This is a genomic window from Quadrisphaera sp. GCM10027208 (genome assembly GCF_042658805.1).
GTDB lineage: Bacteria > Actinomycetota > Actinomycetes > Actinomycetales > SCSIO-59966 > SCSIO-59966.
This window is the reverse complement of record NZ_JBHSRC010000004.1, coordinates 219,343-244,577: the sequence shown is the minus strand read 5'-3', so window position 1 is coordinate 244,577 and position 25,235 is coordinate 219,343. Positions and strand designations below refer to the sequence as shown.

Below are 25,235 nucleotides of genomic sequence, written 5' to 3'. Positions count from 1 at the left end.
AGACCCGTCCGATTCGTGAAGGTCCTACGTCTATGCGTGTCCTCGGAGTCAACGCCCTGTTCCACGACCCCTCGGCGGCCCTCGTCGTCGACGGCCGGGTCGTCGCCGCCGCCGAGGAGGAGCGGTTCAGCCGGCGCAAGCACGGCAAGCGTCCCGTTCCCTTCGCCGCCTGGGAGCTCCCCGAGCAGGCCATGGCCTGGTGCCTGCGGGAGGCCGGGCTGCGACCGGCCGACCTCGACGTCGTGGCGTACTCCTTCGACCCCGACCTGGCCCGCCCGGCCGGGGAGATGGGGCTGGACGACCCGTGGGACCACCTGCGCCTGACGTACGCGCAGCGCGCCCCCCAGTTCCTGTCCGCCGCCCTGCCCGGTCTCGACCCGGCGAGGGTCCGCTTCGTCCCCCACCACGTGGCCCACGCCGCGTCGGCGTCCCTGGCCTCGCCGCACCGGCGCAGCAGCGTCCTCGTGCTCGACGGGCGCGGCGAGCACGCCTCGCACCTGTCTGGCCGGTACGTCGACGGCCGGCTCGAGGTCCTCGCGAGCCAGGACCTGCCGCACTCCCTCGGCCTGCTGTACGAGTCCCTCACCGAGCACCTCGGGTTCCTGCGCTCCTCCGACGAGTACAAGGTGATGGCACTGGCCTCCTACGGCCGGCCCGCCTACCTCGAGGAGCTGCGCGAGCTCGTCCACGCCACCGACGACGGCGGCTTCGTGGCGGAGGTCCCGGACTGGTCGCGGTGGGTGCCACCCCGGGTGGACGACGGCACGTGGGGCGGCGCGCACGCCGACCTCGCGGCGTCCGTCCAGACCCGGCTGGAGGAGGTGCTCGTCGACCTTGCCCGGTGGGTGCACGAGCAGACCGGCGACCGGGTGCTGGCGATGGCAGGCGGCACCGCGCTCAACTGCGTGGCCAACTCCCGGATCTGGCGGGAGACGCCGTTCGAGGAGGTCTGGGTCCAGCCCGCGGCCGGGGACGCAGGGACCGCCCTGGGCGCGGCGCTGCAGGTCAGTGCCGACGGTGGAGAGGTCGCGCAGCCGATGCCGGGTGCCGCTCTGGGCCGGTCGTGGTCCAACGAGGAGCTGGCCGCACGGCTGCGCGCGGCCGCCGTCCCGTTCACGACGCCGGACGACCTCGCCGGGCAGGTCGCCGACGTCCTGGCCGCCGACGGCGTCGTCGCCTGGTTCGACGGGCGCAGCGAGTTCGGCCCGCGCGCGCTGGGCCAGCGCTCGCTGCTGGCCCACCCCGGCAACCCGGCGAACCTTGAGCGGCTCAACGACGTCAAGGGTCGCGAGCAGTTCCGGCCGGTCGCCCCCATGGTGCTGGCCGACCGGGCGGCGGAGATCTTCACCGACGGGCCGCTGCCGAGCCCGTACATGCTGTTCGTCCACACCGTGCGCCCGCACTGGCGTGACCGGATCCCCGCAGCCGTCCACGTCGACGGCACGGCCAGGATCCAGACCGTCGACCCCGCCACCCACCCCCGGCTGGGGCGCACCATCGAGGCGTTCGCCGCCCGCACCGGGCTGCCGGTCCTCATCAACACCTCGCTCAACACCGCGGGGCGCCCGATGGTCGACGACCCCCGCGACGCCCTCGAGCTGTTCGGTTCGGCGCCGGTGGACGCCCTCGTCCTGGGACCCCACCTCGTCCTGCGGGCCGAGATGTTCGCCCGCGGCGCGACGGCGGCGAACGAGGTGACGGCAGGAGCCAGCCGGTGACGCCGGGCGGCTACGCCGTGGTCGTCCCCACGGTTGGACGTCCCTCGTTGGCGACGCTCCTGCGAGCCATCGCCGACGAGGCGGCCAGTCCGGGTCACGTCGCCCCCGCCGAGGTCGTCGTCGCCGACGACCGCCCGCTGACGGCCGCCGCTCCTGCTCCGCTGGACCTCCCCCCGCTGCCGTGGCCGGTGCGCGTCGTGCGCACGGGTGGCCGGGGACCGGCCGCCGCCCGCAACGCCGGCTGGCGGTCCACCTCCGCCCCGTGGGTGGCCTTCCTCGACGACGACGTCGTCGTCCCGGCCGGCTGGACCGCGGCGCTGGCCCGCGATCTCGCCGCGGCGGCGGACGACGTCGGGGCCGTCCAGGGCCGGGTCCGCGTGCCGCTGCCGGCCCACCGGCGGCCCACGGACTGGGAACGCAGCACCGCCGGGCTCCAGGACGCCGCCTGGGCCACCGCCGACATGGCCTACCGGCGGACGGCGCTGGAGGCCGTCGCCGGGTTCGACGAACGGTTCCCCCGTGCCTACCGGGAGGACGCCGACCTCGCCGTGCGGGTGCGCCGGGCGGGGTGGCGCCTGGCCCGCGGCAGCCGGCACGTCGTCCACCCGGTGCGCCCCGCCGACGCGTGGGTCAGCGTCCGCGTCCAGGCCGGCGCCCGTGACGACTCGCTGATGCGTGCACTGCACGGTCCGCGCTGGCGGGACGTGGCCGAGACCGGGCGGGGCCGCTTCCGCCGGCACGTCGTCACGACAGCGGCCGGGCTGGTCGCCGCGGGCACGTCGGCCGCCGGCCTACGCCGGTCCGCCGCCGCCGCGGGCGCCACCTGGCTGGCGCTGACGGCCGAGTTCGCCGCCCACCGCATCGTCCCCGGGCCGCGTCCGGGCCAGGAGGGATGGGCTCGGGAGTGGGCCCGGATGGCGGTGACGAGCGCGGTCATCCCGGCCGCCGCCGTCCTGCACCGGGTACGCGGCACCCTGGCGCACCACGGCGCACCACCGTGGCCGCCGCCGCTTCGGGCCGTGCTCCTCGACCGGGACGGGACGGTGGTCCACGACGTGCCCTACAACGGCGACCCGGCCGCCGTCCGCACGGTGCCCGGGGCACGTGCGGCTGTGGACCGGCTGCGAGCCGCCGGGCTGCGGGTGGGAATGGTGTCGAACCAGTCCGGTGTCGCCAGGGGCCTGCTGACCCGCGACCAGGTCGACGCCGTCAACGCACGCGTGTCCGACGAGCTGGGCGGCCTGGACGTCGTCGAGGTCTGCCCGCACGGGCCGGACGACGGCTGCCCGTGCCGCAAGCCCGGACCGCTCATGGTGCTGCGGGCGGCCGCAGCCCTGGGCGTCGCTCCGTACGAGTGCGCCGTGGTGGGGGACATTGGCGCCGACGTCGGGGCGGCCGTCGCCGCCGGCGCCCGGGCGGTGCTCGTCCCCACCGACGTCACCCGGCCGCAGGAGCTGGCCGCCGCGCCCGTCGTCGCCCCGGACCTCGGCACCGCCGTGGACCTGCTCGTGGGGGTGCCTCGATGACCCGGGTGCTGGCCGTGCGACTCGACAGCGACGGCGACGTGCTCCTCACCGGGCCGGCGGTCCGAGCCCTGGCGGCCGCGGCCGACCAGGTGGACCTGCTCGTCTCGCCGGCCGGCAGCGCCGCAGCGCGACTGCTGCCCGGCGTCGCGGACGTCCTCGTCTTCGACGCCCCGTGGAGCGGGTTCCGGCCGCCGCCGGTGGACCGGCCAGCCGTGGACGCGCTCGTCCAGGACCTCGCCACTCGCCGCTACGACGCCGCGGTCGTGTTCACCTCCTTCCACCAGAGCCCCCTGCCGATGGCGCTGCTCGCCCGCATGGCCGCGATCCCCTTCGTCGCGGCGACGAGCGAGGACTACCCCGGCTCGCTGCTGGATCTGCGGCACCGCCGTGCCGACGGGCTGCACGAGGTCCGGGCCGCTCTCGACCTCGCCGTCGCCGCCGGCGGCCGGCAGGACGGGGACGACCTGCGGGTCCGCGGCCCCCTGCCCGACGTCCGGAGTCTCGTCCCCGGGCCCGGCTACGTCGTCCTGCACCCCGGCGCCTCGGTGCCGTCCCGCGCGCTCGGACCGGACCAGGCCCAGCGCATCGCCGCGGCGCTCGGCTCGGCCGGGTGGCCGGTCGTCGTCACCGGCAGCCCCTCGGAGCGCGCGCTCACCGCGGTCACCGCCGCCCGCGGCGCGGTCGACCTGGGCGGGCGCACCTCCTTCGCCGAGCTCGCCGCCGTGCTCGCCGGGGCCGCGTGCGTGGTCGTCGGCAACACCGGCCCGGCGCACCTGGCCGCCGCTGTGGGCACCCCGGTGGTCTCGTTGTTCTCCCCCGTCGTGCCCGTCGAGCGCTGGGCCCCGTGGGGGGTCCCCACCGTGGTGCTCGGCGACCAGGGGGCCGCGTGCGCCGGCTCCCGGGCTCGGGACTGCCCGGTCCCCGGGCACCCGTGCCTGGACTCGGTGGACGCCGCCGACGTCCTCGCCGCGGTGGCCGCGCTGACCGGCACCACGGTCCGGGAGGCGCTGCGATGAGGATCCTCGTCTGGCACGTGCACGGGTCGTGGATGACGTCGTTCGTCGCCGGCCCCGACACCTACCTCATCCCCGTCGTCCCCGGCCGGGGACCGCAGGGACGGGGCCGGGCGCAGACCTGGGACTGGCCGGCCGCGGCGGTGGAGGTCACACGCGGCCAGCTGCGGGACGACGGCTTCGACGTCGTCGTCCTCCAGCGGCCGGAGGAGCTCGACCTCCTCGAGCAGTGGACGGGACTGCGGGCCGGCCGCGACGTCCCGGCCGTCTACGTGGAGCACAACACCCCGCGCGGGCCCGCGGTAGAGACGGTGCACCCGCTCGCCGGCCGAGACGACATCCCCGTGGTCCACGTCACCGCGTTCAACGCCCTGGTGTGGGACACCGGGGTCGCCCCGACCTGGGTCGTGGAGCATGGCGTCCCCGACCCGGGGCACCGGTACACCGGCGAGACCGAGCGGGTCGGTGCCGTCGTCAACGAGCCGGTGCGGCGGTGGCGGGTGGCCGGCACCGACCTGCTGCTGCGCCTCGGCGCGCAGGTGCCGCTGTCGGTGTTCGGGATGCAGACCGGGGCGCTGGCCGCCCGGGCCCCGGCGCTGACCGGCCACCTGCACGACCTCGGTCAGGACGAGATGCACACCGCCCTGGCCACCCACCGGGCCTACCTGCACCCGTACCGGTGGACGTCCCTGGGGCTGGCGCTGCTCGAGGCCATGACCCTCGGTATGCCGGTGCTCGTCGTCGCGGCCACCGCCGCACCCGAGGCGGTGCCACCCGGGACCGGTGTGGTCTCCAGCCGGCCGGAGGTGCTGGCCGCCGCGGCACGGCGCTGGCTCGCCGACCCCGCCGAGGCCCGCGAGGTGGGTGCCGCGGCCCGCCGCCACGCACTGGACACCTTCGGCCTGGACCGGTTCCTCGCCGACTGGCAGAGGTTGCTCAAGGAGGTAGCCCGATGAGGATCGCGATGGTCTCGGAGCACGCCAGCCCCCTCGCCACGCTCGGCGGAGTCGACGCCGGCGGCCAGAACGTCCACGTCGCAGCCCTGGCCACCGAGCTCGCCCGAGCCGGGCACGAGGTCACCGTGTACACCCGGCGGGACGACGCGGACCTGCCCGAGCGGGTGGCGATGCCGCACGGCGTCCGGGTCGTGCACGTGGACGCCGGACCGGCTCGGCCGCTGCCCAAGGACCACCTCCTGCCGTTCATGGCGGACATGGGCAGGTGGATCCAGCGGGACTGGCGGGAGCGGGGGCTCCCGGACGTCGTGCACTCGCACTTCTGGATGTCCGGGCTGGCCGCCCGCACCGCCGCCCGCAGGCTCCGGGTCCCGGTCGTGCACACCTACCACGCCCTCGGCTCGGTCAAGCGCCGCCACCAGGGCACGGCGGACCCCTCCCCGCCGCAGCGGGTGCACCTGGAGACCCGGCTCGGCCGGGAGGTCGACGCCATCGTCGCCACCTGCACCGACGAGGTGACCGAGCTGGTCCGCATGGGCGTCCCCGACGCGCACGTGCACGTCGTGCCCTGCGGCGTGGACACGACCTACTTCACCCCCGGCCCCGGCGCGGCACAGCCGTGGCTCACCTGGGAGCCGCTGCCCTACCGGCTGCTGAGCGTGGGCCGGCTCGTGGAGCGCAAGGGCCTGGCCACCGTCGTCGAGGCCCTGCCGTCCGTGCCCGGCGCCGAGCTCGTCGTAGCGGGCGGGCCCGCCGACGGCCACCTGGACGACGACCCCGAGGTGCGGCGGCTGCGGGCCCTGGCCGCCCGGTTCGGCGTGGCAGGCCGGGTGCACTTCGTCGGTGCCGTGCCGCGCGAGCAGGTGCCGGCGCTGATGCGCGCCAGCGACGTGGTCGTCGCGACCCCGTGGTACGAGCCCTTCGGCATCGTCCCGCTGGAGGCCGCCGCCTGCGGGCGCCCGCTGGTCGGAAGTGCCGTCGGCGGGTTGCTGGACTCCGTCCAGCACGGCGTCACCGGGGTCCTGGTCCCGCCGCGCGACCCGGCCGCGCTCGCGCGTGAGCTGCGGCTCCTCCTCGCCGACCCCGCCCGGCGGCGCCGGCTCGGCGAGGCCGCACGCCGGCGCGCGGTGCGGCTCTACGACTGGCGGCAGGTGGCCGCGCGCACCCTCACCGCCTACGAGTCCGTGGTGTACCCGAGCGTGAAGGAGGCGACGGCATGAGCACCGAGAGCTGGCTCGACGAGCACAGCACCGAGCTGACCGGCGGCCTGGCGAGCCTGCGGGCACAGGCCGCGACGGTGGAGCGCTGGGGCCACCGCCTGGCCGACAAGGTCCGCGGCGGCTCCCGGCTGCTGGCCGCGGGCAACGGCGGCAGCGCCGCCGAGGCGCAGCACCTCACCGGGGAGATCGTGGGTCGCTTCCTCGGCGAGCGCCGTCCCTTCTCCGCGATACCGCTGTGCGCGGACAGCGCCGCGGTCACCGCGATCGTGAACGACTACGGCGTCGAGGAGATGTTCGCCCGGCAGGTCGAGGGCCACGGCCGCCCCGGCGACGTCCTGGTCCTCCTGTCCACCTCCGGCGCGAGCCTGAACGTGCTGCGTGCCGCCGAACGCGGACGCCACCTCGGCCTGGACGTCTGGGGCCTGACCGGCCCGGCGCCGAACCCGCTCGCGGAGCGCTGCCACGAGGTGGTCGCGGTCGACGCACCCTCGACCGCAGCGGTCCAGGCCGTCCACCTCGTCGCCATCCACGCCCTGTGCGCCGCGATGGACGCCCGGCTGCGCGTGCAGTCCTCCTACCGGCCCGCCCTTGAGGAGGTGACGGCGTGAACCGGCCGGCGGTGGTGGTGGTCGGGGACGTCGTCCTGGACGCCGACGTCGAGGGCACCGTGGAACGTCTCGCCCCGGACGCCCCGGTCCCCGTCCTGGACGTCGCCGCCACCCGGGAGAGCCCCGGCGGCGCCGGTCTGGCGGCGCTGCTGTGCGCGGCCGCCGGCGCCCGGGTCACACTCGTCGCCCCGGTCGCCGAGGACGAGTGGGGCGACCGTCTCGCCACCCTCCTCACCGAGCACGTCGAGCTCGTCCGGCTCGGTCACGACGGGGCCACCCGGCGCAAGACCCGCCTGCGCAGCCAGAACCAGTCCCTCGTCCGCGTCGACGACGGTGGCCCCGGAACGCCCCAGCACGTCCCGGTGGCCGCGGTGGAGAAGGCCCTGGCCGCGGCGGACGTGGTGCTGGTCTCCGACTACGGCGCGGGCGTCACCCGCGACCCGGCGCTGCGGACCCTGCTGACCGCGGCCGCGCGCGGCCCTCGCCTCGTCTGGGACCCGCACCCCCGGGGCGGCGCACCCGTGCCGGGGGCCACGCTGGTGACCCCGAACCTGGCGGAGGCGCGGACCGCGGCCGGGCAGGACACCGAACCACCGGACGTCCTCGCGGCCACGCTGGTCCGCCGGTGGGACGCCGGGGCGGTGTGCGTCACCGTCGGCGCGGCCGGCGCGTTCCTGGCCCGGCCGGGCGGGGAGGCGACCTTCGTCCCGGCCGTGCCGGTCACCGGCGGCGACCCGTGCGGTGCCGGCGACCAGTTCGCCGCCTCGGCCGCCGCCGCCCTGGCCCGGGGGGCCCTCGTCCCGGAGGCGGTGCAGGCCGCGGTCGCGGACGCGACGGCGTGGGTCGGCGCCGGCGGCGCCGACGGCTTTCGTACCCGTGGGCGTTCCCGGCCGGCCGCCGTCGTCGGCGACGCGGCCCCCCCGCTGGGCGCGGCGGGTGGGGACCTGGAACGGCTGGCCGACCGGCTGCGCGCAGACGGCGGCACGCTCGTCGCCACCGGCGGCTGCTTCGACATCGTCCACGCCGGTCACGTCGCCACGCTGCAGGCGGCTCGACGGCTCGGTGACCGCCTCGTCGTCCTGATGAACTCCGACGCCTCGGTGGCCCGGTTGAAGGGCCCGGGGCGGCCCGTCGTCACCGCCGCGGACCGGGCGCGGGTGCTGGAGGCGTTCGACTGCGTCGACGCGGTCGTCGTCTTCGACGAGGACGACCCGAGCGCCGTCCTGGAGCGGCTCCGCCCGGACGTCTGGGCCAAGGGCGGCGACTACGGCGGGGCACCGCTGCCCGAGGCGGAGGTGGTCCGCGCCCACGGTGGGCGCGTGGTGCTCCTGCCGTACCTCGGTGGTCGGTCGACCACCTCCATCATCGAGCGCACGGGTGCCGCCGTGCCCGCCACCGCCCGTCCGGACGAGTCCACCGTCCCCCCCGCAGATGGGAGAACCGCGTGAGCCCCACCAAACCCCGTGCACCTCGCGAGCTCGGCACCGTCGTCGTCACCGGCGGCTCGAGCGGGCTAGGCGCCGCCGTCGTCGACGCCGTCGCCGCCGCCGGCGGGTCGCCGGCCGTCCTGGACCGGCGACCGCCGCGTGACGGTGTGCCGTACGTCGAGGTGGACCTCGCCGACTCGCGGGCGGCCGGTGACGCCGTGGCCCGCCTGGTGGAGGCCGCCGGGCCGCCGTCGGCGGTGGTCACCGCCGCCGGCATCGACGTGCCGGGTGAGCTGGGCGAGGTCGACCCGCAGGTGTGGGAGCGTGTCGTGCGGGTGAACCTCTTCGGCACCGTTGCCGTCGTGCGTGCCTGCCTGCCGTACCTGGAGGAGTGCTACGGCACCGTGGTCACGGTCGCGTCCACGCTGGCGCTGCGCGGGATGAGCGGGGCGACGGCGTACTCGGCGTCGAAGTTCGCCGTGCGCGGGTTCACCCAGGCTCTGGCCGCCGAGCTCGCCGGCCGGGTCGCGGTGACCGGCCTGGTGCCCGGCGGGATGCGCACGGCGTTCTTCGACGACCGGGACGAGCGCTACCGGCCCGGGCCGGACGCCCAGCTCAACGACCCCGCCGACACCGCCGCGGCCGTGCTCACCGCGCTGCGCCAGCCGGTGGGCTCGGAGATCCGGGAGATGCTGGTCATGGCCTCGCGGGAGAGCTCCTGGCCGTGACCGCCGGCGACGTCCTGGTCCTGCGCGCCCTCGGTCTGGGTGACGCGCTCACCGGGGTGGCGGCGCTGCGGGGGGTGCGCCGGGCCTGGCCGGACCGGCGGCTGGTCCTCGCCGCGCCCGCGGGCACCGGCGGCTGGCTGCGCGACCTCGGCGTGGTGGACGCCGTGCTCCCGACCACGGGTCTGGACCGGCTCGGTCCGCCGGACGGCGACCCGGAGCGTGGGGGTTACCCGGACCGGGGGGGTGACCCGGCCCGGGGGCACGTGGCCGTCAACCTCCACGGGCGCGGCCCGCAGAGCCACCGGCTGCTGCTGGCGACCCGGCCGGACCGGCTCGTCGCCTTCGCCTCGCCGCAGGCCGGTCACCTCGACGGGCCGCACTGGCGGGCGGACGAGCACGAGGTGGACCGGTGGTGCCGCCTGGTCCGGTGGGCCGGCGGTGCCTGCGGGCGGGAGGACCTGCGGCTGACGGTGCCACGGCGAGACGGGCACGGACGCGACGGGCACGGTGCCGTCGTCCTGCACCCCGGTGCGGCGTCGGGGTCGCGGCGCTGGCCGGCGGAGCGCTGGTCGTGGCTGGCCGCACGGCTGTCCGCCGCCGGCGTGCCCGTCCTCGTCACCGGGTCGGCGGCGGAGACCGGCCTGTGCGAGCAGGTGGTCGCGGGCGCCGGCGGTCACGCCCCACCCGACCCGGTGGTGCCGGGACGCCGCCCGGCCGCTGGGACGGTCCGCTCCGTCGCCGGTGCCCTGGACCTGCCCGGGCTGGCGTCGCTCGTGGCCGGCGCCCAGGTGGTGGTCTGCGGCGACACCGGCGTGGCCCACCTGGCCACCGCCGTCGGCACGCCGTCCGTCCTGCTGTTCGGGCCCACCCCGCCGAGCTGGTGGGGGCCGGCGCTGGACGCCGAGCGGCACACCGTGCTGTGGCACGGCAACGGGGTCGGCGACCCGCACGCCGACACCGTCGACCCGGCCCTGGCGGCCATCACCCCGGCCGAGGTGTGGGAGGCGGTGGAGGCGCTGCTCAGGCAGTGCGGCTGAGGACGTCCGCGAACCACTCCACGGTGCGGCTCAGGCCCTGCTCCCAGGAGACCCGTGGCTCCCACCCCAGCAGCTCGCGCGCCCTCGTGGTGTCCGGTCGGCGGACCTGCGGGTCGTCCACGGGACGCTCCACGAGCTGGACCTGCGAGCGCGAGCCCGTCGCGGCGATGACGTCCTGCGCGATGGCGAGCACCGACCGCTCCTGCGGGTTGCCGATGTTGACCGGCCCCGGGTGCCCCGACCCGGCGAGCGCCAGGACCCCGGCGACGAGGTCGTCGACGTAGCAGACGGACCGGGTCTGGCGCCCGTCACCGGCCACCGTGACCGGCTCTCCCGCGAGGGCCTGGCGGATGAAGGTGGGGATGGCCCGGCCGTCGTCCGGGCGCATCCGGGGACCGTACGTGTTGAAGATCCGCACGATGCCGGTGTCCACGCCGTGGGTGTCCCGGTAGGCCGTCACGAGTGCCTCGGCGTACCTCTTCGCCTCGTCGTAGACGCCGCGCGGCCCGATCGGGTTGACGTGGCCCCAGTAGTCCTCCGGCTGCGGGTGCACCTGCGGGTCGCCGTACACCTCGGAGGTGGAGGCCAGCACGAACCGGGCGCCCTTGTCCCGGGCCAGGACCAGGGCCCGCTCGGTGCCGACCGACCCCACCCGCAGCGTCTCGATGGGGAGCTGGAGGTAGTCCACCGGTGAGGCCGGGGAGGCGAAGTGCAGGACGAGGTCCACCTCGCCGCGCACGTGGGTGTTCTCAGTGACGTCGCAGTGCACGAGCTCGAAGCCCGGGCGCCCCGCCAGGTGCGCCACGTTGCCGGGCGTGCCGGTGAGGAAGTTGTCCAGGCAGACCACCTGCCACCCGCGCTCGAGCAGCTCCTCGCACAGGTGGCTGCCGAGGAACCCGGCGCCACCGGTGACCACGGCGCGTCCGCCGGTGATGAGCCTCGTCATACCCGTTGCCCCTCCCTGGCCGCGCCCGCGGCCTCCTCGAGCCGATCCAGCATCGCGAGCACCTCCGGTCCCACGGGACGGCGCTCGCGCAGGGCCGCCGGCAGGTCGCGGACGGCGTCCAGGGCCCCACGGCGGGTGGCCGCCCCGGTCGTCAGGGCCTGGGCGGCCCGGGCTCCCGCCCTGCGCCACGGCAGTCGCATGACGCCGGTCAGCACGTGCGAGCGGGCGATCCCCCGCGCCCGCTGCGCCGGCCCGTGGCGCACCGACGAGGGGTGGTGGTGGACGACGGCGTCGTCCAGGTAGCACAGGTGCCGTCCCGCGGTGACGAGGTCGAGGGCCACCCGCTCCTCCTCGCCGGGGAAGCGCACGACCCGGTCGAAGCCCCCGACGGCGAGAAACGCCTCGGTGCGGACCATCGTGGCGCACGCGACGAACCCGAGCAGCGAGGGCCCGGGACCACCTCCCGGTGGCGGGGGGAGCGGCGAGCGGGCCATCTCCACGGACACGGGGTCGAGCCGCTCGTCGGCCCCGACGAGGATCCGCGCGGTGACCGCGCCGACCCGGGGGTGAGCGCTCAGCGCGTCGGCGGCCAGGGCAAGCGCGCCGGGCGCCCACCACGAGTCGTCGTCGGCGAAGGCGACGAACGGCGTCCGCGCCCTGCGGGCCCCCACGGTCCGGGCGTACGCGCCGGCGTTGCGGTCGAGTTCGACGACGTCGACGTCGGGGTGCGCGGCCCGCACCGCCTCGGCGGAGCCGTCCGTGGAGGCGTTGTCGACGTAGACCACCGGTGCCCGGTGGCGGCTCAGCGAGGCGAGCAGCTCCCGGCGGCGGTTGCGGCTCATCACCACCACCGTGACCCGGGCGTCCTCGACGGGGCGGGTCACGCCGGTCCTCCCCGTGGGGCAAGGTCGTGCTGCTGCACCCGCTCCTCCCGGTGTCGCTCGAGCGGCTCTCGTGGCGGTGGCCAGGGCGGCCCGCGCCGTGGCCAACGCTGGCACCGACTCGCGACAGGCGCATCTCGTGAGCCGCTGCCCGGATTGCCGACCCGCCGGCCACACCGCACAGTTGCCCCGTGCCAACCGAGACCGACGACGTCCAGCGCATCGCCCGCGACACCTTCGGCTGGGCCGAGCTGCGCCCCGGCCAGGCGGAGGCGATGGCAGCGGTGGTGGCCGGCCGCGACGTCCTCGCGGTGATGCCCACCGGCTACGGCAAGTCCGCCGTCTACCAGGTACCGGCGGTGCTCCGGGACGGGCCCACCGTCGTCGTCTCCCCCCTCATCGCCCTCCAGGCTGACCAGGTCGCGGGACTCGCGGACGCCGGCGGGCCGGACGCCGTGGCCGTCAACTCCGCGCAGGACGAACCCGAGAACGCCGAGGCCTGGGAGGCCGTGCGCGAGCACGGGGCGGAGTTCCTGTTCCTGGCGCCCGAGCAGCTGGCGAAGGACTCGGTGGTCGACCGGCTCCGGGCGTCCCGCCCCTCGCTGCTCGTCGTCGACGAGGCGCACTGCGTGTCCTCCTGGGGCCACGACTTCCGGCCCGACTACCTCGCTCTCGGCTCCGCCGTCGACCGGCTCGGTCGACCCCCGGTCGTGGCACTGACCGCGACGGCGTCCGGCCCGGTCCAGCGGGAGATCATCGAGCGGCTGGGGCTGCGCGACCCGCTCGTCGTCACCCGTGGGTTCGACCGGCCCAACCTCATGCTCGAGGTGCACCGGCACACGAGCGCCGACGACAAGCGGCGCGCCGTCCTGGCCCAGGTCAGTGAGCTGGCCGGCCCGGGGCTGCTCTACGTCGCGACCCGCAAGCAGACCGAGGCCTACGCCGCCGAGCTGGCCGACCGCGGCCTGCGAGCGGCCGCCTACCACGCCGGACGGCGGGCCGAGCACCGCGACGGCGTCCACCGGGCCTTCCTCGACGGAGCCCTCGACGTCGTCGTCGCCACCTCCGCGTTCGGGATGGGCATCGACAAGCCGGACGTGCGCTACGTCGTCCACGCCGACGCCCCGGAGTCCCTTGACAGCTACTACCAGGAGATCGGACGCGCCGGGCGGGACGGCCGGCCCGCCGTGGCCTCGCTGCACTACCGGCCCGAGGACCTCGGGCTGCGACGGTTCTTCGCCACGACGTCGGTGGACGAGGAGTCGCTGCGCGCCGTCCTGACGGCGCTGCGGGCCGCGCAGCGGCCGGTGCCGGTGGCGGCGCTGCGACGCGAGCTCGCGATGCCGGCCCGCCGCCTCACCACCCAGGTCAACCTGCTTGCAGAGGTGGGCGCCGCGGCGCGCAGCCGGCGGGGCGTGCGGGCGGTCGGTGACGACCCGCCGGCCCGCGTCGTCGAGGCGGCGGTCCGCTCGACCGAGTCACGGGAACGGATCGCCCGCTCCCGGATCGAGATGATGCGCGGCTACGCCGAGACGACCGCGTGCCGGCGGGACTTCCTGCTGGGGTACTTCGGGCAGGAGCACAGCGGCGCGTGCGGCAGGTGCGACGTCTGCCGGTCCGGGGCCGTCGCTCGTGACGACGACGCCGGCACGACCGAGACCTGGCCGCTGCAGGCCCCGGTCGTGCACGCCCAGTGGGGGCCGGGGACGGTGATGCGCCACGAGGGCGACCGGATCACCGTGTTCTTCGAGACCGAGGGCTACAAGACCCTGTCCCGTGACCTCGTCGACGACCAGGAGCTGCTGCGCCCGGCGTGAGGGGACGCGCGGCCCGGCCCCCTCAGCGGCCGGTGCTCGCGGTGTACCGCAGGTAGGGCTTGACGACCTCGAGGTCGCCGAAGCGCTGCTTGGCCTCCTCGGTCGGGATGTCGTTGCTGACGATCACCCGGTCTCCCGGCTGCCAGTCGGCGGGGGTGGCGAACGGGCCCAGGTCGTTCATCTGCAGAGCGTCCAGGACCCGCAGGATCTCGTCGAAGTTGCGGCCCGCGCTCTTCGGGTAGGTCATCATCAGCCGGATCCGGTTGGCGGGGTCGATGATGAAGACCGACCGCACGGAGCTCGCGTCCCCCTCACCGGGGTGGATCATGTCGTAGAGCTCGGCGACCTTCTTGTCCGGGTCGGCGATGATCGGGTAGTCGATCGAGGTGTGGACGACGTCCTCGATGTCGGGCTTCCACCTGTGGTGGTCCTCGACCGAGTCGACCGACAGTGCGATCACCTTGGTGTTCCGCCTGGCCCACGCCTCGCTCATCAGGCCGACGCGGCCGAGCTCCGTGGTGCACACCGGGGTGAAGTCGGCCGGGTGGCTGAACAGGATCGCCCAGCTGTCGCCCTTCCACTCGTGGAAGGAGATCTCGCCCTCACTGGTGGGGGCGGTGAAGTCGGGGGCGGTGTCCCCCAGGTGCAGGCAGGTCATGGGTGTGTCCCTTCGTTGACGGATCGTCTGACGGGTCGTGTGGCGGAGCTCGGCCCTCCACCTCTCCGTCCACGGTACATGCCCCCTGGGGTATGGCCAGGCGGCGCTTCCAGGACCACTCACCACCCGAGACCCACTCACCACCCCAGGCCCATTCACCACCCCAGGCCCATTCACCACCCCAGCTCGTGGCAGCTCCGGTCCGCGGTCGTCTCGACCTGCACGGTCGCGTGCTCGATGCCGTGCCGGGTCCGCAGCCGCCGACGAGCCTCGTCCAGGACGCGCGGGCCGGCGGTGGGGTCGGCGGCCACGAGGTGGGCCGTGGCGACGTTCATCCCGGAGGTGAGCGTCCACACGTGCAGGTCGTGGACGTCGTCCACCCCGTCGATCGCGGCCAGGTCCGCGGCGACGGCGTCCACCGTGACCCCGGCGGGGGCCTGCTGGCCGAGGACGGCGAGCACCTCCCGCCCCAGGAGGACCGCGCGGATCGCGACGAAGGCGCCGACGGCGAGGGCCACGACCGTGTCCCACACCCCCGACCCGGTCGCCGCGACGAGCCATCCTGCCCCCAGCACCCCGACGGACCCCACCGTGTCGGCCAGCACCTCGAGGTAGGCGCCCTTGACGTTGAGGCTCTCCCCGGCACCGGAGCGCAGCAGGACGAGGGCAGCGACGTTCACCACGAGACCGAGCGCGCCGACGAGGAGCATCGGCCCGGCGTCGGGCGCCGCCGGTGAGCCGATCCGGCCGACGGCCTCGACGACGACGTACACCGACACCCCGAGCATGAGCAGGACGGCGATCCCGGAGGCGAACACCTCGGCGCGGTAGGAGCCGAACGTCCGGCGGCCGGTGTCGTCGGGGCGGGTGGCGACGCGGGTGGCGACGAGCGCGGCGCCGAGGGCGACGACGTCGGCGGCCATGTGCCCGGCGTCCGACAGGAGGGCCAGCGACCCGGAGACCAGTGCGGCGACGAGCTCGACGACGAGAAACGTCGCGATCAGGGCGAAGGACGCCGCGAGCCGCCACCGGTGGCGGCCGCCGGCGTGCCCCGTGCTCATGGCACCCCCGGCAGCAGGACGGTTCGACAGGTCGTTGAGGAGCATCGGGTTCGTTGAGGAGCCTCAGTCGTCGACGAGGATGGCACACGCGCCGTCGCCGGACGACGCGGCCCGACGCTCAGCCGAGCGCGGCCACCACACCGGCGGCGATTCCGAGGACGACGGCGCCGGCGGCCGAGCAGTGCAGGACGGCGGCCGGTGCCGCGGCCAGGCCGTCCGGGCCGGCCGGGCTGCCGGGGGGCGCGGGTGCCGGTGGCTCGCTCACCGCCCGGAACGCCGGCGCTAGCCAGCGCAGGTAGTAGAAGAGGCTCGCGACGGTGTTCGCCGCGCCGAGGACGACCAGCCACATCAGCCCGCCGTCACCGGTGGCGGTGAAGACCGCGACCTTGCCGACGAAGACGGCGGTCGGCGGCGTCCCGACCAGGCCCAGCAGGACGACCGCCAGGCTCACCACCACCCAGGGTCGGTGCCGCACCCCGGTGGCCCAGTCCGAGATCGTCCGTGCCCCGGGCAGGGCCGCGGCCGCCGCGAAGGCGCCGACGTTCGTCACCGCGTACCCGAGCAGGTACACCGTCAGCGCCGGGACTGCCACGTCCGTGCGACCGGCGACCGCGACGACCATGAGCAGGTAGCCGACCTGGCTGATCGCCGAGTAGGCGAGCAGCCGCAGCGGGTCGTCCTGGCGGAACGCCGCCAGGTTCCCCAGGGTCATGCTCGCGGCCGCCAGCAGCGCCACGACGAGCGCGACGTCCACCGGCACCCCGGCGAACGGCTCCGCGAGCAGCCGGAAGGCGGCCGCCACCGCCCCCACCTTCGGCACGGTGGTGAGGAACGCGCCGACCGCGGGCGTCGTCCCCGCGGTGACGTCCGGGACCCAGAAGTGCACCGGCACCGCACCGGCCTTGAACGAGACGCCGGCGAGCAGTCCGAGCACGCCGACCGCCGTCAGGGCGCGGGGTGCTTCGGCCAGCCCGGCCGCCAGCTCGCCGTACCCGGTGCGGCCGGTGGCCAGCACCAGCGCCGTGACCCCGACCAGCATGAGGACGCCGGTGAGCGCTCCCATCAGGTAGTACTTCAGTGACGCCTCCACGCCGCGGGCGTCCTTGGTGAAGCCGGCCAGGGCGTACAGCGGCACGCTGGCCAGCAGGTAGGCCGCCACCAGCAGGAGCAGGTCGCTGGCCGCGGCCAGCGCGTTCGCCCCGACCGCCCCGAGCAGGCCCAGCACGTACACCTCGGTCTCCCGGGGGTGCCCGGTGAAGCGGGACCGGGCCAGGACGACGAACGCGGCGCTCGCCAGCGCGACGCTCAGGCGCACCACGCCCGTCACCGCGTCCACCGTCCAGGTGCCGGAGAACACCACCCGGTCCCCGGCCGCCAGGCCGACCGCGGCGGCGGCCGCCGAACCGCCCAAAGCCGTCACCGCCACCACGGCCACCCGGCCCTGGCGGTGCTGCGGCGTCCACAGCCCGAGCAGCAGCCCGCCGACCGCCCCGGCCAGCAGGAGGATCTCCGGCAGCAGCGCGAGCGGCTCCGGGCCGTGGCCGACCGTCACCGCGAGACCGTCTCGACGAGGGTGACCGCGGCCGGCTCGACGACGTCCAGCAGCGGTCCCGGGACGAGACCGATGAGCACCGACAGCGCCAGCAGGCCGGCGACCGGGGCCAGCTCGTGCGCTCGCAGGTCACCGGTCTCCCGGGCGTCCCCGGCGGCGGGGACGGCGGGGGCGCCGGCGAGCAGCCGCCGGATCGCCCGCAGGAACAGCCCGGCGGTGAGCAGGATGCCGGTGACCGCCACGACGGTGGCCACCGGCGCCGCCTGCAGGGCGCCGGTGAAGACCTGGAACTCGGCGATGAAGCCGGACAGTCCGGGCAGGCCGAGCGACCCGAACGCCCCGACGGCGAACAGCGCGGCGAACCGGGGCGCGGTGCCGGCCAGCCCGCCCCACCGGTCGAAGGCGTAGTCGCCACCCCGCGACCACAGGTACCCGGTGAGCAGGAACAGGGCGCCGGTGATCAGGCCGTGGCTGACCATCTGCACCACCGCGCCCGAGGTGGCCACCTGCCGGGCGGCCGGGTCCGCCCCGGCGACGAGACCTGCTGCCCCCAGGCCCAGGACGACGTAGCCCATGTGGTTCACGGACGTGTAGGCGATCATGCGTTTCGCGTCGGTCTGCGCCAGCGCGACCAGCGCCCCCCACACGACGCTGACCACGCCGAGGACGACGATGACCACGGCCCAGCGTTGCCAGGCGTCCGGCAGCATCGGCATGGCGATCCGGGCGAAGCCGTAGGTGCCGAGCTTCAGCAGCACGCCGGCGAGGATCGCCGACCCGGCGGCCGGGGCGTCGGTGTGCGCGTCCGGCAGCCAGGTGTGGAACGGGAACGTCGGGGTCTTCACCGCGAGCCCGACGACGATGGCGAGCAGGACCAGGGAGCCGGCCACCGGGGAGTCCTGCAGCGGCGGGGACTCGGTGAGCCGCACCATGTCGAACGTGCGGTCCGGTGAGCCGAGGAAGAGCCCGATGAAGCCGACGAGCAGGGCCAGGGAGCCGACGAAGGTGTAGAGGAAGAACTTCAGCGCGCTGCGCTGGCGGTCCCCGTGCCCCCAGCCGGCGATGACGAAGTACATGCCGACGATGGACAGGTCGAAGAAGACGAAGAACAGGATGAGGTCCAGGGCGGCGAAGGTGCCCAGCACCGTCGTCTGCAGGAACAGGAACAGGGCCGCGTAGGACCGCGGCCGGTGCGGTTCCCGCCAGGACCACAGCGCCGCCGCCAGGAACAGGACGTTCGTCAGCGCCAGCAGCGGCAGCGACAGCCCGTCGACGCCGACGTGGTAGCCGGCGTCCACGGTGGGGATCCACGTGGTGGACACCTCGAACGCCACCCCGCCGGCCGGGTCGTAGCGCCACCACATCCAGGCGACGAGGAGCACCTCGACGACGGCGGTGGCGACCCAGGCGCTCAGCACCAGCCGGCGGGCCCCGGCGGGCAGCACGAGCAGCCCGAGCGCCACCGCGACGGGGAGCAGGACGACGACGGTCAGCAGCACGGGGCTCTCACCCTCCGATCAGCAGCAGCGCGAGCAGCAGGCCGAGCCCGCCGGCGGCCATGGCGTAGTACTGGTGCAGCAGTCCGGTCTGCGGGCGACGGGCCAGTGCCCCGGCGCGGTAGAACGCCCGGGCAGTGGCCGTCACGGCTGCGTCGACGCCGCCGTGGTCCCACCGGGCGACCCGGCCGGCGAGCCGGACGGTGCCGGTGGCCGCGGAGGTCACCAGCCGGTCCACCCCCCGCTCGTCGACGACGGCCACCCTGGCGGCCAGCGCCGTCACCGGCCGGCCGGTCAGCACGGCCCTCAGCCCGGCCCAGCGGTGCAGCGGCGTGCGCTCCACGGCGGTGAGCAGTGCCGGCCGGGCCAGCACGGCGGCCAGCACACCGGTCGCCAGGGCCGCGGACACGACGAGGTCCACCGGCGCTGCCGCCGGCTCCGCCGGCACCCCCAGCAGCGTGCGGACCCACCGGGCCACCGGGGGCAGGGCCAGCACCCCGAGCCCGGCGGCCGGCAGCGCCAGCGTCACCGCGACCGCCGTAGTGGCCGGCGGGACCGGCCCAAGCGTCCGCGTCGCGCCGTGCGGAGCGCCGTCCGCAGCGTCGTCCGGCCGGGCCAGGACGACGCCGAGCAGCTTGCCGGCGTACCCGGCCGACAGGGCCGCCGCGGCCAGCGCCACGACGTGCAGCGCCTGCCCGTGCACCGAGGCGAGCACCTGGTCCTTGGTGGCCCACAGGGCGAGCGGCGGCACCCCGCTCAGCGCCAGCGCGGCCACCACGGCCGCGGCGCCGACCCCGCGGTGGCGGCGGGCAGCGCCCCGCAGCCCCGACAGCTGCTGGGTGCCCAGCGAGGTGAGCCAGGCGCCGGCGGCGACGAACAGCCCGGCCTTGACCGCCGCGTGGGCGACGAGCTGCGAGGTGCCCGCGGCCACCGCGGAGACGCCGGCGGCCAGGACGACGAAGCCGATCTGCGCCGCGGTGCTGGCGGCCAGCAGCTGCTTGACGTCGCGCTGGGCCAGGGCCACCGCGCCCAGCACCAGCGCCGTCAGCGCCCCCGCCCAGGCCGCCGCCGGCGCGGCCCAGCCGGCGGCCTGCAGCAGCGGGTGGAGCCGGACCAGCAGGTACCCGCCCGCCGCCACCATGGTGGCCGAGTGCAGCAGCGCGCTGACCGGGCTCGGGCCCTCCATCGCCGCCGACAGCCAGGCGGAGAACGGCAGCTGCGCCGACTTGCCGAGGGCGGCGATCAGGACGCCGGCGGCGGCCACGTGCAGCCACGGTCCGTCGGCGCCGGGCAGGTCGGCCAGGCGCAGGCTGCCGGCGCCGGCCAGGGCCGCGCCCGCCGCCACGTACAGGCCGAGGTCCGCGGCCCGGGTGGTGAGGAACGCCGTGGTGCCGGCTGCCATCTTGCCCGGGACCTCCCAGTGGAAGGCGATGAGGGCGTAGGAGGCCATCCCCATCACCTCCCAGGCCAGGAGCAGCGTGGTGAGCGTGGTGGCGGTGACCGTGACCTGCATCGCCGCGGCGAACACCAGCAGGAAGCCGAAGAACCGTGCCCGGGCGGCGTCCCGCGGCAGGTCCGCCGCGGCGAACACGGTCACGGCGGCGGTCACCGCGGCGACCGTCACCACCATCACCGCCGACAGCGCGTCGACCGACAGCGCGAGCTCGCCGCCGTCGACGAGGCCGACGAAACGGGCCTGAGCCCGCGGCCGGGTGCCGGCCACGACGGCGGCGGCGAGCAGGCCGACCGCGGCAGCGGCGACGGCGGCGGGCGCGGCAGCCCGGTCAGCGCGCCGGCCGGCCAGCAGCAGCGCGCCACCGGTCACGGCGGGGACCGCGACCAGCGCGGCGAGCGCGAGACTCACCCGCGCAGCTCCGTCGCCATGTCCACCATGTCCACCTGGCGGGCGCGGTAGATGGCGATGGTGGCGGCGAAGCCCATCACCATCTCCACGGCCATGACGACCAGGGCGAGGACGACGAGCACCTGCGCGTCCGGCGTCCCGGGACTCAGGAAGTACCACGCGGCCCCGGCGCCGACCAGCACCCCGTTGACGACGAGCTCGAGTCCCATCATCACCATGACGATCGACTGCTGGGACAGCGCGCCGAACAGCCCGACGCCGACCAGTGCGGCGGCGACGGTGAGGACGATCTGCAGGGTCATCGCGGCAGCCCTCCGGGGACGGGGTCGTCGGGACGGCGGCGGTCCAGGCCCGGCCCGAACCGGTCGTAGCGGCCGCGGGACGTCGCCAGCACCGTCCCGGCGAGGATGGTGGCGAGCAGGCCCACCCCGACGACGATCATCACGAGCATGTGCGAGCCCATCACCGCCTCGCCGAGCTGGCGGGTGCTGTCGGCGGGCCGGGGGCCCGCGGGCTCGGGCCAGTCCACCGTCCAGATCCCGGCGGTCAGCACGAGGAACGTCGTCAGCCCCACCGCCGCCGACCCCCTGGCGTTGTGCACCATGGTCATCGGCATCAGCCCGGCCGGGTTCATCATGAACATGATCATGAAGACGGCCATCACGGCCATCTCCATCGTCATCATCAGCGCGGTGACCAGGGCCAGGTAGGGCAGGTCGAGGACGAGCAGCATGAGCGCCACGGCGAGGAACGAGGCGAGCAGCGCGAACGTCGCCCGGGCCATCGAGTCGACGACGAAGACGAGGACGCCGGCTGCCACGGCCAGTGCGCCGAGGGCCCCGAGGACGACGGTCAGCGTGCTCACCGGTACACCCCCGCCAGGGCCAGCACCGACACCACCAGGGCCTGCAGCAGGGTGAGCGGCACGAGCACCATCCACGCCACCTCGACGAACCGGTCCGGGCGGATCGCGGGCACCCGGCGCCCCACGGTGACGAGCACGGCGAGCACGGCGAGCGTCTTGACGGCGTGCCAGGCCGTGTCCGGCAGCCACGGGCCGTGCCCGGCACCGAGGAACAGGGCGGCGGCCATCGCCGCCGACACCCCGAGGAAAACGTACCGGCCGAGCTGTACGAGCAGCCGGTCGGCGCCGGCCAGGTCGGAGAGCAGCCCACCGCCGGCGTCCGCCGACACCGGCGGGTCGAACGGCCCCCAGAACGCGAACGCCGCGCTGCCGGCGAGGAACACGACGAACGCCACCGGCATGGTGACGACGAACCACAGGTCCTGCTGCGCGGAGACCACGTCGGTGACCCGCAGCGACCCCGCGCCCACCCCGACGGTGATCAGGGCGAACATCAGCGGCAGCTCGTAGGCCAGGCCCTGGGCGAGGAAGCGGTAGCCCCCGACCAGGGAGTACACGGCGTTGGGCCCCCAGCCGACCAGCCACAGCGCGGCCCACAGCAGCGCCTCGGCCGCGTTGAACCACACCAGCTCGGCCGAGGAGGGAGCGAGGACCTGTCCCCCGAGCGGGACGACGGCGGCGGCCAGGACCGCGAGCACCGGGACGGCGACCACCCCGGCCCGCAGCAGCAGCACGTCCGGGCGCAGGGTCCGGCGCGGCTGGGTGCTGAGGTGCCGCAGGCCCGCGCGCACGGGGTCGGACCACGCTGCGGCGCCGTGCAGCACGACGGAGTCCGCGGCGGCCACGACGAGCCCGGCGCCCAGTGCGACGGCGAGCACCACGAGGGCCTCAGCCATGGCCGTGCTCGTCCGGTGGGTGGCTGCCGGCCGGCGTGGTCGCCGGCGACGCGTCGAGCGTGGCGACGGCCAGCCGGACGGCGGCCAGCTCCGCGCCGTCCGTCATCGCGGCCACGGCCTGCGGGGACGCCGGCGGCGGCGGGTCGCCGTCCCCGGTCAGCGAGCCGGCCCACTGCCGGACCCGGTCGACGGCGTCCCGGCCCTGTTCGTCGTGGCCGACCCCGCGCAGCGACCAGGTGAGCACCCGGGAGCCGGTGACCCGGCGGGCGAGCCGCTCGGCGTTCGCGCCAGCGCCGGCCGTCCCGGCCACCAGGTCGGCCCGGGTGCGGCGGGCCTGGCGAGCGGCCAGCGGCCACCCTGCGACGAGCAGCAGCCGCGACAGCACGTCGGCGGCCACGACCTGCGGGGAGGCCGGTGGGGGCGGTGCGGCGTCCGGATCCACCCAGGTGACGTGCGGCTCGGTGAGGACGTCGCCCTGCAGCCGGCCGTGCACCACCAGGCCGGTCGGCCAGCCGGGCAGCCACGGGCCGATGGTCACGGCCAGGGAGTCGAGCTGCAGGCCGTCTCGGTCCGGCGCGGTCTGGGCCATCGCCAGCCCGGCGACGTCACCGCCGCCGTGGTCCCCGTGCCCGCCGTGGTCCCCGTGCTCCCCGTGGTCCATGTGCTCCCCGTGGTCCATGCCGTCCATGCCGTCCATGCCGTCCATGCCGTCCATGCCGTCCGTGCCGTCGTGCACGTCCGGTCGGGGGGCTGCCTGCCACGGGTCGTCCGGTGCCGGGTCCGCGCCGGAGGCGGCCAGCCGGGCCGCAGCGTCGGCGAGCGACTCGGCGAGCGCGGCCGGCGTCCGGGCCTGCACCCGGAGGCGGGGGGCCGGCAGCTGGCTCCACAGCAGGTCGACCGCGGCCGCGAGCCCCGGCCCCGGCTCTCCCAGCACGAGCAGGACGTCGGCGTCCGCCGGGGAGAGCGCCGCGGACCAGCCCCGGCGGTCGAGCTCCGCCTCCGCGGCCCAGCGCAGCGCCCGCGCCTCGGGGGAGTCCACCACCAGCACCCGCGGACGAGCCAGCGCCCACGACGTGACGGCCGCTCTCAGGCCCACCGCAGCCCCCCCTCCCGCCAGACGTAGACGACCCCGACGAACAGCACGGCGAGAAAGCCGAACATCTCCACGACGGCCGTCGTCCCCATGTCCGCGACGACGACGGCCCACGGGTACATGAACACCATCTCCATGTCGAAGGCCAGGAACAGCAGGGTGACCGCGTACCAGCGGACGTGGAACCGGGAGACGGCGTGCTGCTGCGGCACCGAGCCGCCCTCGAACGGCAGCACCCGCGCCGGGGCGCGGGTGACCGCGAGGGCTGCGGCCGCGCCGTACACCCCGACCACGAGCGCCGCCGCGGCGCCCAGCAGCGACACCGCGCTCATGGCCCCGACCCCTCGGCGAGCACCGTGCCCATCATCCCCAGGTCCTCGTGGTCGAGGATGTGGCAGTGGTACACGGTCAGCCCGGGGAAGTCGTCGAAGCGCACCCGGACCGTCACCGTCCTGCCGGCCGGGACGTTGACGACGTCCAGCCACCGCGGCGGACCCTGGACCGGCGCACCGTCGCGGGCGACCACCTGCACCGGCCACACGTGCAGGTGGAAGGGGTGGTCCATCGGGCTGTCGTTGGCGACGGTCCACTCCTCCACCGTGCCCACGGTGACCGGCGTGTCCACCCGCTCGGCGTCGAACTCCCGCCCGTCGATGGTGAAGGCCATCCCCCGGCCCATGGCCATCCCCATGGCGAAGGTGAGCGTGCGGCGTCCGTCGACCACGGCCTCGCGCAGGTCGGGCAGGTCCACGAGCCGGTCCGGCAGCGCGGGACGGTCGGCGGAGGTGGCGCCTCCGGTGAGGTCCAGCAGCACCGTGGCGTCCTGCTCACCCCGGCCCGGCCCCGACGGGCCTGCACCCGTCCCCGGGCCCGTCCCGGGCCCCCTGCCCATGCCCATGCCGCCCCGGTCGACGGGCAGGGTCGTCAACCGGGCGTGCGCCGCGGTGGCCCGGGCGAGCAGCTGCACCCGGTTCCCCGGGGCCAGCAGGACGTCGTCCACCTCGACCGGCTCGGCCAGGTGACCGGCGTCCGCCGCGACCTGGACCAGCTCCCCGCCGTCCAGCCGCAGCCGCAGGAAGCGGGAGGTGCAGGCGTTGACCACCCGCCAGTGCTCCCAGCTCCCCGGCTCGACCTGCACGGTCGGCCGCAGCTGGCCGTTGACGAGCACGAGCTGGCCCTCGCGGCCCATCATGACGTCCATCGGGCCGGCGGCCGCGACCCGGTCCCCGTCCAGGCTGAGGTCGCTGACGACGAGGACCCGTTCCCGGCCGGCGGGCAGGTCCGGGTCGTCCTGCGACTCGATGACGATCGCGCCGGCCAGGCCGCCGAAGAGCTGGTCGGCGACGAGCCCGTGCAGGTGCGGGTGGTACCAGAACGTCCCGGTCGGGTGGTCCGGGGGGACGTCGTACTCGTACCGGAACGTCTCGCCGTCCTCGATCCGCACGAGGGGGTTGTCCCCGTTGTCCTGCGGGGACACGTGCAGTCCGTGCACGTGCAGGTTGGTGGCGGTGCCCAGGGCGTTCTCGACGTCCAGCCTGACCCGGTCGCCGGGCCGTAGCCGCAGCGTCGGTCCGGGTACGGACCCGTTGTAGGACAAGGCGTGGACGGTCCGGCCGGCCAGCGTCACCGGCCCGGCGGCCGCGCGCAGCCGGGCCTCCAGGACGCCACCGGCGCTGCGCAGCTCGTCCGGCTCGGTGAGCGCGCTGCCGCGCACGTCGTCCAGGGGTGTCGTCCCGGTGCTGTCGTCGGTGCCGTCCCCGGCGCCCCACCGGCCGATGACACCGGCCGCCCCCAGCGAGATCGCGGCCACCCCGGTCCCGGCGAGGACCAGTACCTGGCGCCGGCTGGGACCGCTGCGCTCGTCCGGCACCCG

At 75.9% G+C, this 25,235-nt stretch carries 23 protein-coding genes; 10 read left to right on the top strand and 13 right to left on the bottom strand.

What is annotated here, in order from left to right; genetic code table 11:
* Nucleotides 1-32: 32 nt before the first annotated feature.
* The 9 genes from ACFP6A_RS08875 to ACFP6A_RS08835 are packed head-to-tail and all read left to right on the top strand — an operon-like array spanning nucleotide 33 to nucleotide 10,233.
* Nucleotides 33-1,718: a carbamoyltransferase gene (locus tag ACFP6A_RS08875; RefSeq protein WP_379603136.1), complete on the top strand. Its 1,686-nt coding sequence runs from the start codon at nucleotides 33-35 to the stop codon at nucleotides 1,716-1,718.
* A complete protein-coding gene (locus ACFP6A_RS08870; RefSeq protein ID WP_379603135.1) occupies nucleotides 1,715-3,244 on the top strand; it encodes an HAD-IIIA family hydrolase in 1,530 nt (509 codons plus the stop codon). The genes ACFP6A_RS08875 and ACFP6A_RS08870 overlap by 4 nt, the downstream gene beginning before the upstream one ends.
* Complete coding sequence (locus tag ACFP6A_RS08865) at nucleotides 3,241-4,260, top strand: glycosyltransferase family 9 protein (protein ID WP_379603134.1); 1,020 nt, start codon at nucleotides 3,241-3,243, stop codon at nucleotides 4,258-4,260. The genes ACFP6A_RS08870 and ACFP6A_RS08865 overlap by 4 nt, the downstream gene beginning before the upstream one ends.
* Nucleotides 4,257-5,213: a glycosyltransferase gene (locus ACFP6A_RS08860; RefSeq protein WP_379603133.1), complete on the top strand. Its 957-nt coding sequence runs from the start codon at nucleotides 4,257-4,259 to the stop codon at nucleotides 5,211-5,213. The genes ACFP6A_RS08865 and ACFP6A_RS08860 overlap by 4 nt, the downstream gene beginning before the upstream one ends.
* Nucleotides 5,210-6,433, top strand: a complete 1,224-nt coding sequence (locus ACFP6A_RS08855) for a glycosyltransferase (RefSeq protein WP_379603132.1) — start codon at nucleotides 5,210-5,212, stop codon at nucleotides 6,431-6,433. Before ACFP6A_RS08860 ends, ACFP6A_RS08855 begins: the two co-directional genes overlap by 4 nt.
* Nucleotides 6,430-7,041 carry an SIS domain-containing protein gene (locus ACFP6A_RS08850; protein WP_379603131.1) on the top strand — a complete coding sequence of 204 codons (612 nt, stop codon included), beginning with the start codon at nucleotides 6,430-6,432 and terminating at the stop codon, nucleotides 7,039-7,041. Before ACFP6A_RS08855 ends, ACFP6A_RS08850 begins: the two co-directional genes overlap by 4 nt.
* The gene (locus tag ACFP6A_RS08845; protein ID WP_379603130.1) at nucleotides 7,038-8,489 is read left to right on the top strand and encodes a PfkB family carbohydrate kinase; all 1,452 of its coding nucleotides are present in this window, start codon (nucleotides 7,038-7,040) and stop codon (nucleotides 8,487-8,489) included. Before ACFP6A_RS08850 ends, ACFP6A_RS08845 begins: the two co-directional genes overlap by 4 nt.
* Nucleotides 8,486-9,196, top strand: a complete 711-nt coding sequence (locus ACFP6A_RS08840; RefSeq protein WP_379603129.1) for an SDR family oxidoreductase — start codon at nucleotides 8,486-8,488, stop codon at nucleotides 9,194-9,196. Before ACFP6A_RS08845 ends, ACFP6A_RS08840 begins: the two co-directional genes overlap by 4 nt.
* Nucleotides 9,193-10,233, top strand: coding sequence for a glycosyltransferase family 9 protein (locus tag ACFP6A_RS08835; protein ID WP_379603128.1), 1,041 nt, complete (start codon nucleotides 9,193-9,195; stop codon nucleotides 10,231-10,233). Before ACFP6A_RS08840 ends, ACFP6A_RS08835 begins: the two co-directional genes overlap by 4 nt.
* Here the strand turns inward: ACFP6A_RS08835 and ACFP6A_RS08830 are convergent.
* Nucleotides 10,217-11,179, bottom strand: a complete 963-nt coding sequence (locus ACFP6A_RS08830) for a UDP-glucuronic acid decarboxylase family protein (RefSeq protein WP_379603127.1) — start codon at nucleotides 11,177-11,179, stop codon at nucleotides 10,217-10,219. The genes ACFP6A_RS08835 and ACFP6A_RS08830 overlap by 17 nt on opposite strands.
* Nucleotides 11,176-12,063 (bottom strand): glycosyltransferase family 2 protein, encoded by an 888-nt coding sequence (locus ACFP6A_RS08825; protein ID WP_379603126.1) that lies wholly within the window; start codon nucleotides 12,061-12,063, stop codon nucleotides 11,176-11,178. The genes ACFP6A_RS08830 and ACFP6A_RS08825 overlap by 4 nt, the downstream gene beginning before the upstream one ends.
* 188 nt (nucleotides 12,064-12,251) lie before the next feature.
* Between ACFP6A_RS08825 and ACFP6A_RS08820 the strand changes: the two genes are divergently transcribed.
* Entirely contained in the window at nucleotides 12,252-13,877 is a 1,626-nt protein-coding gene (locus tag ACFP6A_RS08820) for a RecQ family ATP-dependent DNA helicase (protein WP_379603125.1), read from the top strand.
* A gap of 22 nt (nucleotides 13,878-13,899) precedes the next feature.
* On the opposite strand, the gene ACFP6A_RS08815 is transcribed toward ACFP6A_RS08820, so the two are convergent.
* The 11 genes from ACFP6A_RS08815 to ACFP6A_RS08765 all read right to left on the bottom strand — a co-directional run bounded on the left by ACFP6A_RS08815 (nucleotide 13,900) and on the right by ACFP6A_RS08765 (nucleotide 25,232).
* Nucleotides 13,900-14,535: a peroxiredoxin gene (locus tag ACFP6A_RS08815; RefSeq protein ID WP_379603124.1), complete on the bottom strand. Its 636-nt coding sequence runs from the start codon at nucleotides 14,533-14,535 to the stop codon at nucleotides 13,900-13,902.
* A 173-nt stretch (nucleotides 14,536-14,708) separates the two neighbouring features.
* Nucleotides 14,709-15,596, bottom strand: a complete 888-nt coding sequence (locus ACFP6A_RS08810) for a cation diffusion facilitator family transporter (RefSeq protein ID WP_379603123.1) — start codon at nucleotides 15,594-15,596, stop codon at nucleotides 14,709-14,711.
* 118 nt (nucleotides 15,597-15,714) lie between these two features.
* Nucleotides 15,715-17,148 carry an NADH-quinone oxidoreductase subunit N gene (locus tag ACFP6A_RS08805; protein ID WP_379603122.1) on the bottom strand — a complete coding sequence of 478 codons (1,434 nt, stop codon included), beginning with the start codon at nucleotides 17,146-17,148 and terminating at the stop codon, nucleotides 15,715-15,717.
* Entirely contained in the window at nucleotides 17,145-18,647 is a 1,503-nt protein-coding gene (locus tag ACFP6A_RS08800) for a NuoM family protein (RefSeq protein ID WP_379603121.1), read from the bottom strand. The genes ACFP6A_RS08805 and ACFP6A_RS08800 overlap by 4 nt, the downstream gene beginning before the upstream one ends.
* Nucleotides 18,648-18,654: 7 nt before the next feature.
* A complete protein-coding gene (locus ACFP6A_RS08795) occupies nucleotides 18,655-20,508 on the bottom strand; it encodes a proton-conducting transporter membrane subunit (protein WP_379603120.1) in 1,854 nt (617 codons plus the stop codon).
* Complete coding sequence (locus tag ACFP6A_RS08790; RefSeq protein WP_379603119.1) at nucleotides 20,505-20,810, bottom strand: NADH-quinone oxidoreductase subunit NuoK; 306 nt, start codon at nucleotides 20,808-20,810, stop codon at nucleotides 20,505-20,507. The genes ACFP6A_RS08795 and ACFP6A_RS08790 overlap by 4 nt, the downstream gene beginning before the upstream one ends.
* Nucleotides 20,807-21,373, bottom strand: coding sequence for an NADH-quinone oxidoreductase subunit J (locus ACFP6A_RS08785; RefSeq protein ID WP_379603118.1), 567 nt, complete (start codon nucleotides 21,371-21,373; stop codon nucleotides 20,807-20,809). The genes ACFP6A_RS08790 and ACFP6A_RS08785 overlap by 4 nt, the downstream gene beginning before the upstream one ends.
* A complete protein-coding gene (locus ACFP6A_RS08780; RefSeq protein ID WP_379603117.1) occupies nucleotides 21,370-22,269 on the bottom strand; it encodes an NADH-quinone oxidoreductase subunit H in 900 nt (299 codons plus the stop codon). Before ACFP6A_RS08780 ends, ACFP6A_RS08785 begins: the two co-directional genes overlap by 4 nt.
* Complete coding sequence (locus ACFP6A_RS08775; protein ID WP_379603116.1) at nucleotides 22,262-23,365, bottom strand: hypothetical protein; 1,104 nt, start codon at nucleotides 23,363-23,365, stop codon at nucleotides 22,262-22,264. The genes ACFP6A_RS08780 and ACFP6A_RS08775 overlap by 8 nt, the downstream gene beginning before the upstream one ends.
* On the bottom strand, nucleotides 23,356-23,694 hold the full coding sequence (locus ACFP6A_RS08770) for an NADH-quinone oxidoreductase subunit A (protein ID WP_379603115.1): 339 nt from the start codon (nucleotides 23,692-23,694) through the stop codon (nucleotides 23,356-23,358). The genes ACFP6A_RS08775 and ACFP6A_RS08770 overlap by 10 nt, the downstream gene beginning before the upstream one ends.
* Nucleotides 23,691-25,232 (bottom strand): multicopper oxidase family protein, encoded by a 1,542-nt coding sequence (locus ACFP6A_RS08765; protein WP_379603114.1) that lies wholly within the window; start codon nucleotides 25,230-25,232, stop codon nucleotides 23,691-23,693. The genes ACFP6A_RS08770 and ACFP6A_RS08765 overlap by 4 nt, the downstream gene beginning before the upstream one ends.
* Between the last annotated feature and the right edge of the window lie 3 nt (nucleotides 25,233-25,235).

Coding starts and splice junctions, on each gene's coding strand:
- ACFP6A_RS08855 (WP_379603132.1), top strand. CDS start 5,210: ATGAGGATCGCGATGGTCTCGGAGCACGCCAGCCCCCTCGCCACGCTC.
- ACFP6A_RS08865 (WP_379603134.1), top strand. CDS start 3,241: ATGACCCGGGTGCTGGCCGTGCGACTCGACAGCGACGGCGACGTGCTC.
- ACFP6A_RS08790 (WP_379603119.1), bottom strand. CDS start 20,810: ATGACCCTGCAGATCGTCCTCACCGTCGCCGCCGCACTGGTCGGCGTC.
- ACFP6A_RS08780 (WP_379603117.1), bottom strand. CDS start 22,269: ATGGCTGAGGCCCTCGTGGTGCTCGCCGTCGCACTGGGCGCCGGGCTC.
- ACFP6A_RS08860 (WP_379603133.1), top strand. CDS start 4,257: ATGAGGATCCTCGTCTGGCACGTGCACGGGTCGTGGATGACGTCGTTC.
- ACFP6A_RS08850 (WP_379603131.1), top strand. CDS start 6,430: ATGAGCACCGAGAGCTGGCTCGACGAGCACAGCACCGAGCTGACCGGC.
- ACFP6A_RS08810 (WP_379603123.1), bottom strand. CDS start 15,596: ATGAGCACGGGGCACGCCGGCGGCCGCCACCGGTGGCGGCTCGCGGCG.
- ACFP6A_RS08875 (WP_379603136.1), top strand. CDS start 33: ATGCGTGTCCTCGGAGTCAACGCCCTGTTCCACGACCCCTCGGCGGCC.
- ACFP6A_RS08815 (WP_379603124.1), bottom strand. CDS start 14,535: ATGACCTGCCTGCACCTGGGGGACACCGCCCCCGACTTCACCGCCCCC.
- ACFP6A_RS08770 (WP_379603115.1), bottom strand. CDS start 23,694: ATGAGCGCGGTGTCGCTGCTGGGCGCCGCGGCGGCGCTCGTGGTCGGG.
- ACFP6A_RS08830 (WP_379603127.1), bottom strand. CDS start 11,179: ATGACGAGGCTCATCACCGGCGGACGCGCCGTGGTCACCGGTGGCGCC.